The following is an 11,592-nucleotide window of genomic DNA, read 5'->3' as shown; positions in this document are numbered from 1 at the left end:
CGATGCGGCTCGCTTCGGGCCCGGTGCTGCGCGAACTGCTCGCCCGCGAGTGGCGCGAGCGCTACCAGGGCAGCGTCCTCGGCGTCGCGTGGCTCGGCCTGTTGCCACTCGCGCAGCTCGCCGTGCTGGCCTTCGTGTTCGGCACCCTGCTGCCGGCCCGCGCCTCGTCCGGCGCGCTGCCGTACCCGATGTTCCTCGCGCTCGGCCTGTTCCCTTGGCTGCTGTTCGCGAACGCGGTGAACCGCGGCGTCACCGCCTATCTCGACAACGCGGGGCTCATCGCCCGCGTACCGCTGCCGCCGTCGCTGTACGTGCATGCGCGCGTGCTCGGCAGCGTGATCGTCGACGGCGCCGGGCTGGTGCTGGTGCTCGGCGTGCTGGTGGCTTTCGGCCTGCGCTTCGATGCAGTCGGCGCACTGGCCGCGCTTTGCGGCGTGGCGGTGCTGGCCGTGACGGCGCTGGCGCTGGCCCGCATCGCCGCGCTGCTGCAGGTGTTCGTCCGCGACCTCGCGGCCTTGGTCGGTCAGCTCACGGGCCTCGGGTTCTTCCTCGCGCCCGTGCTCTACGAGCGCAGCCAGCTGCCGGCGGCCACCGCCGAGGCGCTCGGCTGGAACCCGCTGGTCGCGCCGCTCGAAGCGATCCGCCACGGGCTCTCTGGCGAAGGCGCGCTGCCCTGGGCGGCCTTGGGCGTGTCGGCGCTGGTGGCCGTCGTGCTGCTCGGGCTCTCGCTCGGCCTGCAGCGTCGCGCCGGCCGCCACATCGAGGATTTCCTGTGAGTGCCGCGGCATCGACGCCGCCAGTGCCACGCGAAGCGCCGCTCGTTCGCGTCGAAGGCCTGTCGAAGCGCTATCCCGTCGTCGGCGCCAGTGGTGATCGTCTCAGCGCGCTCGGGCGCCTGCTGCTCGGTCGCGCGCCCCTGCGCGAGGTCGAGGTGCTGTCGGGCATCGACCTCACCATCCACCGCGGCGAATCGCTCGGCATCGTCGGCGAGAACGGCGCGGGCAAGTCGACCTTGCTGAAGCTGATCACCGGCACGCTGACGCCGAGCACGGGCCGCGTGGTCAGCGACGCGCGCATTGGTGCGCTGCTGGAGCTCGGCGCGGGTTTCCACCCGGAGTACAGCGGCCGCGACAACGTGCGCATGGCCGCGGCCATCCATGGGCTGGCCGGCGAGGCGCTGGCGGCCAAGCTGCCCGAGATCGAAGCCTTCGCCGAGATCGGGCGCTACTTCGACGAGCCGGTGAAGCACTACAGCAGCGGCATGGTGGTGCGTCTCGGCTTCGCGGTGATCGCCGCAACGCGCCCCGACCTGCTGATCACCGACGAGGTGCTGGCCGTCGGCGACGAGCGCTTCCAGAAGAAGTGCATCCGCTGGATCGACCAGTACCTCGCCGAGGGCGGCACCCTGCTGCTCGTCTCCCACAGCACCTACCACGTGCAGAAGCTCTGCCGCCACGCGATCTGGCTGAAGGACGGCCGCATCGAGGCCCAAGGCGACGCCTTCGACGTGACGCAGCGCTATCAGGCGTGGCTGGAGCAGCGCGAGGCCGTGGATCGCGCGGCCAGCGTGGCCGGCGGCGATTTCCGTATCGACGCCATGGAGGTCGCGATGCACGGCATGGAATCATCCCAAGGCGGCACGATCCGCATCGCGCTGCGCGCCAGCAGCCGGCACGGAGAACGGCCGCACCTGCTGGTCGGGCTGTCGCGCATCGACGGCACGGCGATCTTCGGTACCGGCACCGAGATCGATGGCATCGAGGCCTGGCCGATCGGCTCGTCAGGGCAGGTGGGCGCCCAGCTGGTGCTCGAGGACGTGCGCCTGCAGCCCGGCGACTACCGCCTGCGGGCGCACGCGATGGACCCTGAGGCCCTGCGCGTGTTCGACACCGTGGAACGCACCTTCCGCGTGGGCGGCGCGAGCCGCGAGTTCGGCCTGCTGCGCCTGCCGCACCGCTGGGAGTCGCCATGAGCGCGAAGGTCGCCGCGCTGCCGGTCGTCGTGGTGCCGGTGTTCAACGCGCTCGAGGTGCTGGACGCCTGCCTCGCCGCGCTCGACCGCAGCTTGCCGGCCGGCGCGCGCGTCCACGTGGCCGACGACGCCTCCACCGACCCGCGCGTGCCGGCGCTGATCGCCGATTGGGCCCGATGCACGCGGCTGGCGGCCACGACGGTGCGCCGTGAACAGAACCTCGGATTCCCCGGCAACTGCAACGCCGCCTTCGCCGAAACCGGCGAGGCCGACGTGGTGCTGCTGAACTCCGACACCGAGCCGGCGGGCGACTGGCTTCTGCGCCTGGCCGCAGGCGCCGCCGCGGACCCCCGCCTCGCCAGCCTGACGCCGTGGAGCAACAACGGCGAAATCGTCTCGTACCCGAATTTCGTTTCCCCGAACCCGCTGCCGGACGACCCCGAGGCCCTTGCCCGCGCGGCGGCGCGGCTCACGCCGCGTTACCCCACGCTGCCCACGGCCGTCGGCTTCTGCATGTACCTGCGCCGTGCGGCCCTGAGGGCGGTGGGGGGCTTCGACGCCGAAACCTTCGGCAAGGGCTATGGCGAGGAGAACGACTGGTGCCTGCGCGCCGAGGGCCACGGCTGGCGCCACGCCCTCTGCGACGACGCCTATGTCGTGCATCGCGGGCACGCCTCGTTCGCGGCGACCGGCCTTGCCCCCGGCGGCGAGAACCTGCGCCGGCTCAACGTCCGGTGGCCGGGCTACAACGAGCGCATCGCCCGCTTCATCCTCGACGACCCGCTGCGCGGGGACCGCGAGCGGCTTTCCGACGCCCTCGCTATGCTGGCGGCCGAGAGCCCGCAGGGGGACCTGTTCCGATGAGCGACGCACCGCCGCCGCTGGCCTTTACCGGGGAGCGCTACCACCCCGAGGTGCCGCGCGAGATGGCTTACGAGCACTGGCACCGCTACGCCTTCGCGATGGAGCTGGCGCGCGGTCGCCACGTGCTCGATGCCGCCAGCGGCGAGGGCTACGGTGCCGCGCTGCTGGCGCGCACGGCCGCGTCCGTGGTCGGTATCGACCTTGCGCCCGAGGTGGTCGCGCACGCGCAGTCGCGCTATGGCGGGCCGCGCCTGCGCTTCCAGCAGGGCGACGTATTGCGCCTGGAGGGCATCGCCGATGCCAGCCTCGACCTCGTCGTCAGCTTCGAGACCTTGGAACACCTGGACGGGCACGACGCCTTGCTCGCGGCCTTCAAGCGCGTGCTGAAGCCCGAAGGCCTGCTGGTGATTTCCACGCCGGACAAGCACACCTACACCGACCTCGCCGGCCAGCAGAATCCGCACCACGTCCGCGAGCTGTACCGCGAGGAGTTCGAGGCCCTGCTGTCGCGGCACTTCGCCCGCCACCGTCTGTATGGCCAGCGCGTGGTCACGCACTCGATGCTGTGGCGCCTCGACGGCGGCACCGGGGCTACAACGGCATACACGCAGGACGGCGAGGACGTGTTTGGCGGCATGCGTGCGCTGCCGATGTACCACGTGGCGGTTTGCGCGAAGCGCGGCGAGGCCCTGGCCGGCCTGCCGGCGCTGTCCTGCTTCGCGGATGCGCAGCAGAGCGTGTTCGCCCACTACCAGCAGGTCATCCGCGAGTTGATGCTCACCGATCGCTACGCCCACACGCTGCGCGAACGGCTACGCGCCGCCGGACTGCCGGACGGCCCTTGAACCCGAATGCCGTCGACGCCGTCGTCGTCAGCTACGACAGCGCCTCCACCATCGACGCCTGCCTGCGTGCGCTGCTCGTGCAGCCGGAACTGGCGAGCGTGCGCGTGGTCGACAACGGCTCGCGCGACGATACCGTGCGTTGCGTCGAGGCGATGGCTGCCGGCGATCCACGCATCGTCCTGATCCGCCAGCCCGGCAACCCCGGCTTCGCCGCCGGCTGCAATGCGGGCGCCCTCGCCGTGGCGCTCGGCGAGCCGTCGCCGTGGCTGCTGTTCGTGAACCCCGACGTCGAGTTGCCGGCCGGTGCGCTGGCGCGCCTTCTCGCGCACGCGGCGGCGTTGTCGCGGTGTGGTGCTTTCGGGGCCGACCTGCGCGATGCGGACGGCCGACGCGACACGGCGGCTCGCCGTCGCGACCTCTCGCTATGGCAGATGGTGCTCGCCGCGGGCCGGCGCGGTGCGCTCGACGTCGAGCCGGACGACATGCTCGCCTTGCAGCCGGTTGACGCCTGTTCGGGCGCGCTGATGCTGGTTCCACGCGCGGCCTTCGATGCCATCGGCGGCTGGGACACCGGCTACCGCTTGCATGTCGAGGACCTCGATTTCTGCCGGCGCCTGCGCGCCGCCGGCTTCGTCGTGGCGGTGGCCAACGATGTGCCGGTGCTGCACCACCGTGGCGTATCGAGCCGTGCCCGGCCGTTCTTCGTCGAATGGCACAAGCATCGCGGGCTGTGGCGCTACTGGTGGCGCTTCGAAGCCCGGGGTGCGGCGATTGGGCTGGCGCCGCTTGTGCTGGCCGCGCTTGCCGCCCGGCTCGTGTTGCTGGCGTGGCCGCTGGCCGCGCTACGTCTCGCTCAGCGGTAGCGGTTGATCTGGTCCCGCGTCTCCCGCGCGACCCGCGCGGCGGCGTCGGCGAAATCCGCGCCGCCGCTGGCGTAGAGGATGGCGCGCGAGCTGCTGATGATCAGTCCGGTGCGATTGGCGTTGAGGCCGTGCTTCAGCACCGCTTCCACATCACCGCCCTGCGCGCCGATGCCTGGCACGAGAAGCGGAATGGACGGGCCAACGATCGCGCGCACTTCACCCAGCTGTTCCGGCCAGGTCGCGCCGACGACGAGCGAGAGGTTGCCGTGGGTGTTCCAGTCGCGCGCGGCCTTCTCGGCGACGCGCTGGTACAGCGGCCGCGTCGCGCCGTCGGCGCCGGCCACCGGCAGGTCCTGCAGGTCGGCCGCACCCGGGTTCGAGGTGCGGCACAGCACCACCACGCCCTTGTCGGCGCGATCCAGGTAGGGCGCCAGCGAATCGCTGCCGAGGTAGGGGTTGGCGGTGACGGCATCGGCGCGGAAGCGGTCGAAGGCCTCGCGCGCGTAGTTCAGCGCGGTGCTGCCGATGTCGCCGCGCTTGGCGTCGAGGATCACCGGGATGCCGGGGTGCGCGGCATGCACGTAGGCGATGAGCCGCTCCAGCGCGTCCTCGGCGCCCTGCGCCGCGAAGTGCGCGATCTGCGGCTTGAAGGCGCAGGCGTACTCGGCCGTGGCGTCGATGATCGCCTTGCCGAAGGTGAACACGCGGTCCGGATCGTCGACCAGCGTCGACGGGTAGCGCCCCGGCTCCGGGTCGATGCCGACGCAGAGCAGGGAACCCGAGGCGGCCCAGCGGGCCGCCAGCGTCGCGTTGAAACCGGTCGCCGCGGCGGCCATGGGCTTACTTCAGCGCCTTGAAGCGGATGCGCTTCGGCGCGGCGCCGTCGGCACCGAGGCGACGCTTCTTGTCTTCCTCGTACTCGCGGTAGTTGCCCATGAAGAACTCGACGTGCGAGTCGCCTTCGAAGGCGATGATGTGCGTGGCGATGCGGTCGAGGAACCAGCGGTCGTGCGAGATGACCATCGCGCAGCCCGGGAACTCCAGCACCGCGTCTTCGAGCGCACGCAGCGTTTCGATGTCGAGGTCGTTGGACGGTTCGTCGAGCAGCAGCACGTTGCCGCCCTGCAGCAGGGTCTTGGCGAGGTGCAGTCGGCCGCGTTCACCGCCCGAAAGCGAGCCGACCATCTTCTGCTGGTCCTGGCCCTTGAAGTTGAAGCGGCCGATGTAGGCGCGCGACTGGATCTCGACGCCGTTGATGTTGAGGATGTCGGCGCCGCCCGAGATCTCCTGGAAGACGTTGTGGTTGCCCTCGAGCTTGTCTCGGGACTGATCCACGTACGCCAGTTTCACCGTCGAGCCCATCGTGATCGTGCCGCTGTCCGGCTTTTCCTGCCCGGTGATCATGCGGAACAGCGTCGACTTGCCGGCGCCGTTCGGGCCGATGATCCCGACGATCGCGCCGTTCGGGATGATGAAGCTGAGGTCGTCGATCAGCACGCGGTCACCGTAGGCCTTGGTGACGTTCTTGAACTCGATGACGTTCTGGCCGAGACGCTCGCCCGGCGGGATGAAGATCTCGTTGGTCTCGTTGCGGCGCTGGTAGTCGACCGACTGCAGCTCCTCGAGGCGGGCGAGGCGCGCCTTGCCCTTGGTGCGGCCGCCCTTGGCGTTCTGCCGCGACCACTCGAGTTCCTTCTGGATCGCCTTCTGGCGCGCCTTCTCGGAGTTCTCTTCCTGCTTCAGCCGCTCGTCCTTCTGCTCGAGCCACTGCGTGTAGTTGCCCTTCCACGGGATGCCGCGGCCGCGGTCGAGTTCGAGGATCCACTCGGCGGCGTTGTCGAGGAAGTAGCGGTCGTGGGTGACGGCCACCACGGTGCCCGCATAGCGGGCGAGGAACTGCTCCAGCCACTCCACCGATTCGGCGTCGAGGTGGTTGGTGGGTTCGTCGAGCAGCAGCATGTCGGGCTTCTGCAGCAGCAGGCGGCAGAGCGCGACGCGGCGCTTCTCACCACCGGAGAGCTTGCCGACGATGGCATCCCACGGCGGCAGGCGCAGGGCGTCGGCGGCCACTTCCAGCTGCTGCTCGACCTGGTGCGCGTCGCCGGCGGCGAGGATGGCTTCGAGCCGCGCCTGTTCGGCGGCGAGCTTGTCGAAGTCGGCGTTCTCTTCGGCGTAGGCCGCGTAGACGGCGTCGAGCTGCGCCTGCGCGCTGAAGATCTCGCCGAGGCCTTCCTCGACGGCTTCGCGCACGGTGTGCTCCGGATTGAGGCGCGGTTCCTGCTCGAGGTAACCCACCTTGATGCCGGGCTGCGGGCGCGCTTCGCCCACGAAGTCCTTGTCGACGCCGGCCATGATGCGCAGCACCGTCGACTTGCCGGCGCCGTTCAGGCCGAGCAGGCCGATCTTCGCGCCGGGGAAGAAGGACAGCGAGATGTCCTTGATGATCTGGCGCTTCGGCGGAACGGTCTTCGAAACACCGTTCATGGTGTAGATGTACTGCATGTCTCACTCCATTCAGACGCGCCCGGCCGCGGCGGCGCCGGCGGCGGGAGGGGGCATACGGGGACCGCGCGAGTATACCGGAGGCCCGTCGGGCCCCGGCCGCGCGCTGAACGCCGCTGGCCGTTCAGGCGGCTGGCAAGAATCGATTCAGCCGACGCCGCCGATGCTCGATGCGCACCCCCTCGATGCACCCCACGGAGGCTCCGCATGACTCTCGCCACCTTCCCCCGACTGGCCGCCGCGATCCTGCTTGGCGCCGCGATGCTCGCGTCCTCCCCGGCCGACGCCGGGCGCCGTGACCGCGGGTACGACCACCGCTACGAGCATCGCGACTGGGACGATCGCGACTACCGGCAGGGTTACCGGGACGGCCGCCGCGACGACCGTCGCTGGGATCGCCGCTCAGATCGCCGTTGGGACCGCCGCTGGGAGCGCCATGACGACCGTCGCGACTGGCGACGCGACCATCGGGGCCGGGTGGTCTACCGCGAGGTCTACCCGTTGCCGGCCTACGGCTACGGCCCGCCGCCGCGGCATTACGGCCCGCCGCGCTGGGCGCGCGGGCACCGCATCCACGATTACGGCTGGGCGCCGACCTACGTGGTCGTCGACTACGATCGCTTCGGCCTTCGCCACCCGCCCCGCGGCTACCACTGGCGCCGGGACGACCGCGGCGACTGGCTGCTGGTGGCGATCGCCAGCGGAATCATCGCGGACGTGGTCTTCGGCAATTGAGATTGCCGTCGCATGTCGGCGGTTGACAGGAAATTGCGAATTCCATCACGCATTTCTTGACCCCGGGCCGGGCCGGAGGGGACAGTGACCCACCTCCCGTCCGCTGTGTGCTTCCCCCGTGTTTCAAGGACGAAATGCCCCCTCGCTCACCGAGGCCCGTTCGCTCGCGGACGTGTTCATCGCGCGATGCGACGCGGCCCCTGATGCACCGATCTATATCGATCTGGACGACGACGGTCGCCCGGCCTCGGCATTGTCTGGCCGCGCCTTGGCGGGCCGTGCGGCCGCATTCGCCGCTCGACTGGCCGACGTCTCGGCTGCTGGTGATCGCGTCCTGCTGTTGCTTCCCCCCGGCCTCGATTTTGTCGTGGCGTTCTGGGGCTGCGTGCTCGCCGGGCGCGTGGCGGTGCCCGTGCCGTCCCTCGATGCCGCAAGGCTGAAGAACGCGGCACCCCGGCTGCGCGCCATCGCGCTCGATGCCCAGGCCGCCTGCGTGGTGCTCCCTCCCACGCTGGCCGAGCGTTGGGCGACGACGGACGGGCTTCCGGAAACGTTCCTTCTCGCGATGGCCTCCAACGCCGCCGATGAGGCCGAACGGAGCCTTCCGGCAACCGCAGCGGCCAGCGATCCGGATGCCACCGTGTACCTGCAGTACACCTCCGGCTCGACGCGAACGCCGCGCGGCGTCGTGATCGACTCGTACAACGTGCTGGCACAGTGCCGCGCCATCGGCACGGCGGCGGGAATCGACGCCGAGAGCCGCATCCTGAGCTGGCTGCCGCACCACCATGACTACGGGCTGGTGCAGGGCGTGCTGCTGCCGGTGTGTGTCGGGGCGACCGGGCACCTGATGTCGCCGATGGCCTTCCTGCGCCGGCCGCTGCGTTGGCTCGACGCGATCGCTCGTCTTGGTATCACCCACAGCGGGGCGCCGAACTTCGCGTATGCGGCCTGCGTGCGCGCGCTTTCGGCCCACCCTGGATGGCAGGGCGATCTTCGCCACCTGCGTTCGATGAGCTGCGGTGCGGAACCCATCCACGCGCCGACGATGGCCGCCTTCCTCGAGGCTTTCGCGCCGCTCGGACTGTCGGCCGGCGTCATGACGCCCGCCTACGGCATGGCCGAGGCCGTGTTGGCCATCACCGCGGTGGCGCCGGGCGTCGGTGTGAAGGTGGGCGCCGGCAGCGGTCGTGGTGCGCTGGTCTCCTGCGGGCGGCCCTTGCCCGGCATGCGCGTCCGCATCGTCGATCCCGAGTCGCGACGGGGTTGCGCGGAGGGCGTCGAAGGCGAGATCTGGGTGGCGGGCGACAGCGTGGGGCGTGGCTATTGGGGGAATCCGGCGCTCAGTGCTGAGACCTTCGAGGCCTTCGATGCCGTGGGCGAGGGCCCCTTCCTGCGCACCGGCGACCTCGGGCTCCTCGTGGCCGGCGAACTGGTCGTCACCGGGCGTCTCAAGGACCTGCTGATCGTTCGCGGCCGCAACCTGCATCCGCAGGACATCGAATGGTGCGCGCAGGCCGTCGATGCGGCGATGCGCACGGGCTACGGCGCGGCGTTCGCCGTCGCCGGCGAGGACGGTGACAGCGCGGTGCTGGTGCAGGAGCTCGAGCGGACGGTTCCGGAGCCGGGCCCCCTCGCGCAGGCGGTCCGGCGCGCGGTGGCCGACGCCTTCGACCTGCCGCTGGCCGCGGTTGTCTTCGTGCGCAGCGGCAGCCTGCCTCGCACGTCCAGCGGGAAGATCCGTCGGAGCGCCTGCCGCGAGGCCTATCTCGCCGGCGAGCTCACCGTCCTGCATGTCGATGCGGGTGCAGCCTCGACAGCGGTCGAGGACGCCCTGCCGACGCCCGGCGTGGAAGCGGCGCTGGTCGAGCTGTGGCGTGAGCTGCTGCGCGTGGAGGGGGTGGGGCGGGGCGATGCCTTCATCGCCCTCGGCGGCGACTCGCTGCGTGCCACCCAGCTCGCCTCGCGGATCGGTGAACGCTTCGGCGTGGCCTTGGGCGTCGACTGGGTGCTGGCGCAGGCGGATCTCGCCGGCATGGCCGCCGGCATCGAGGCCGCAAGTCGCGCGGAAGGCGCCGTGGTGCCCGAGGCGTGCATTCCACGCCTCGCGTCGCGGGAGCGGGCCCCGACCTCGTTCTCGCAGCGGCGCATGTGGCTGGTGCAACAGCTCACGCCGGGCACCACCGCGTACAACATGGCTTTCGCCTTCCGCATCCGCGGCCGGCTCGACGTGCCGCGCTTCGCCGCGGCGCTGGCGGCGGTGGCCGACCGCCACGACGTATTCCGCAGCCACCTTGCCGTCGACGGCGACGACGTGTGCCAGCGCCTCGGTGCCCCCTTCGCGACGCCGATGGCGCTCCACGATGTTTCGGCGCTCGCGCCCCCGGCGCGGGACGACGCCGCCCGCGCGTGGCTCGAAGCGCGCATCCGCCAACCCTTCGACCTCGCGCAGGCCCCGCTGCACCACGCGCATCTCGTCCGGCTCGCCGACGACGAGCACGCCTTCCTGTGGGCGATCCACCACGCCATTGGTGACCTGTGGTCGTTCGGCGTGCTGTTGCGCGAGCTTTCGTCGGCGTATGTCGACCTCGACGCCTATCGCGCGCGGCCCTTGCCGCGCCTCGACTACCTCGATTTCGCTGCCTGGCAGCGTTCCCCCGATCGGGAGGCGGCGATGGCGCCGCAGCTCGAACGCTGGTCGCGGCGGCTGCAGGGCGTCGCGCCGGTCGACCTGCCGGCCGATCGCCGTCGCACCGGTGCCCCCAGCGGCCACGGCGGCCGCGTGACCACAGCCTTGGACGCCGGGTTGCGAGGGGCGTTGAAGGCCTTGTGCGGGCGACGCGGGGTGACGCCCTTCATGGCCTTGCTGGCGGTGTACCAGGTGCTGCTGGCCCGCGTGAGCGGGCAGGGCGACGTGGCCGTGGCCACGCCCATCGCCAACCGCCATCGCCTCGACGTCGAAGGGCTGGTGGGCACGTTCGTGAACACGGTGGTGATGCGCACGGAGCTCGCCGGCAATCCGCGCTTCGACGTGCTGCTCCAGCGCGTCCGCGCCGTCGCCCTCGAGGCCTACGCCGACCAGGACGCCCCGTTCGAACAGCTGGTGGCGCGGCTGTCGGCGGACCGAACCGCCGGCGACATGCCGCTGGCGAACGTGATGTTCAACCTCGTCAGCGTGCCGTTCGACACCCTTGCCCTCGGCCCGCATGCCATCGAGGCCTTCGATTTCGACCGCGGCGGCGCCCAGTTCGACCTGTCGCTGAGCGTCGACCTCGACGTGTTCGCGCAGGTGCACCTGGAGTACGCCGAGGACCGTTTCGATCGCGCCCGCGCGGAGGCTTTCGTCGAGGCCTACCTGCACCTGCTTGCCCAGGCCGTGGCCTCGCCGGAGCTGCCGATCGAGGCCTATGCGATCGATGATCGTCTGCTCCGATCAGCGGTCGACGAGGAAACGGTGTCCGCCATGGCGGACCATGCGGCCGATCCGTCGCCGTGCATCGTGGGTGGCGCCGTGGACGAGGCGGCCATCGATGCCCTGACGCAGCGCCTGACCGCGCTGGCGCGGGAGCTGCTGCCCGATGCCGAGGCGGACTACAGCTTCTTCGATGCGGGTGGCCATTCCCTGCTCGCGCTGCGCTACGCACGGATGGTGGAAGACGAATTCGGCGTTCGCCTGTCGCTCGTGGCAATGGCGCGCAGCAGTCTGCGTGGGTTGGCGGCCGAACTCTGGCAGGCGGGTGCCGGGCGCGCAGGGCCGCCGTGAGCCTGGATCGGCACCGCCTGCCCGACCGCGCCTGAATTCGCCCGCCGGC

9 protein-coding genes are annotated in these 11,592 nt (G+C 70.9%); 7 read left to right on the top strand and 2 right to left on the bottom strand.

Annotation, left to right across the window (positions count from 1 at the left end; all coding sequences use genetic code 11):
• Positions 1-2: 2 nt before the first annotated feature.
• The 5 genes from O9280_RS01225 to O9280_RS01205 are packed head-to-tail and all read left to right on the top strand — an operon-like array spanning position 3 to position 4,543.
• Complete coding sequence (locus O9280_RS01225; protein WP_298337831.1) at positions 3-776, top strand: ABC transporter permease; 774 nt, start codon at positions 3-5, stop codon at positions 774-776.
• Positions 773-1,972: an ABC transporter ATP-binding protein gene (locus O9280_RS01220; RefSeq protein WP_298337829.1), complete on the top strand. Its 1,200-nt coding sequence runs from the start codon at positions 773-775 to the stop codon at positions 1,970-1,972. Before O9280_RS01225 ends, O9280_RS01220 begins: the two co-directional genes overlap by 4 nt.
• The gene (locus O9280_RS01215) at positions 1,969-2,835 is read left to right on the top strand and encodes a glycosyltransferase (RefSeq protein WP_298337826.1); all 867 of its coding nucleotides are present in this window, start codon (positions 1,969-1,971) and stop codon (positions 2,833-2,835) included. The genes O9280_RS01220 and O9280_RS01215 overlap by 4 nt, the downstream gene beginning before the upstream one ends.
• Positions 2,832-3,680 carry a class I SAM-dependent methyltransferase gene (locus O9280_RS01210; protein ID WP_298337823.1) on the top strand — a complete coding sequence of 283 codons (849 nt, stop codon included), beginning with the start codon at positions 2,832-2,834 and terminating at the stop codon, positions 3,678-3,680. The genes O9280_RS01215 and O9280_RS01210 overlap by 4 nt, the downstream gene beginning before the upstream one ends.
• A complete protein-coding gene (locus O9280_RS01205; protein WP_298337820.1) occupies positions 3,677-4,543 on the top strand; it encodes a glycosyltransferase family 2 protein in 867 nt (288 codons plus the stop codon). Before O9280_RS01210 ends, O9280_RS01205 begins: the two co-directional genes overlap by 4 nt.
• Here the strand turns inward: O9280_RS01205 and pyrF are convergent.
• Together pyrF and ettA are read right to left on the bottom strand one after the other, a co-directional pair.
• Positions 4,534-5,379, bottom strand: coding sequence for an orotidine-5'-phosphate decarboxylase (gene pyrF, locus O9280_RS01200; protein ID WP_298337817.1), 846 nt, complete (start codon positions 5,377-5,379; stop codon positions 4,534-4,536). The genes O9280_RS01205 and pyrF overlap by 10 nt on opposite strands.
• 4 nt (positions 5,380-5,383) lie before the next feature.
• Entirely contained in the window at positions 5,384-7,045 is a 1,662-nt protein-coding gene (gene ettA, locus O9280_RS01195) for an energy-dependent translational throttle protein EttA (protein WP_298337814.1), read from the bottom strand.
• Positions 7,046-7,252: 207 nt separating this feature from the next.
• Between ettA and O9280_RS01190 the strand changes: the two genes are divergently transcribed.
• Positions 7,253-7,780 carry an RcnB family protein gene (locus O9280_RS01190; RefSeq protein WP_298337811.1) on the top strand — a complete coding sequence of 176 codons (528 nt, stop codon included), beginning with the start codon at positions 7,253-7,255 and terminating at the stop codon, positions 7,778-7,780.
• Positions 7,781-7,952: 172 nt separating this feature from the next.
• Positions 7,953-11,543: a condensation domain-containing protein gene (locus O9280_RS01185; RefSeq protein WP_298337808.1), complete on the top strand. Its 3,591-nt coding sequence runs from the start codon at positions 7,953-7,955 to the stop codon at positions 11,541-11,543.
• Positions 11,544-11,592: the final 49 nt, after the last annotated feature.

This window comes from Silanimonas sp. (assembly GCF_027531545.1).
In the GTDB taxonomy this organism is placed as follows: Bacteria; Pseudomonadota; Gammaproteobacteria; order Xanthomonadales; family Xanthomonadaceae; genus Silanimonas.
The sequence above is the reverse complement of the archived record's forward strand: the minus strand, read 5'-3'. Positions and strand labels throughout refer to the sequence as shown.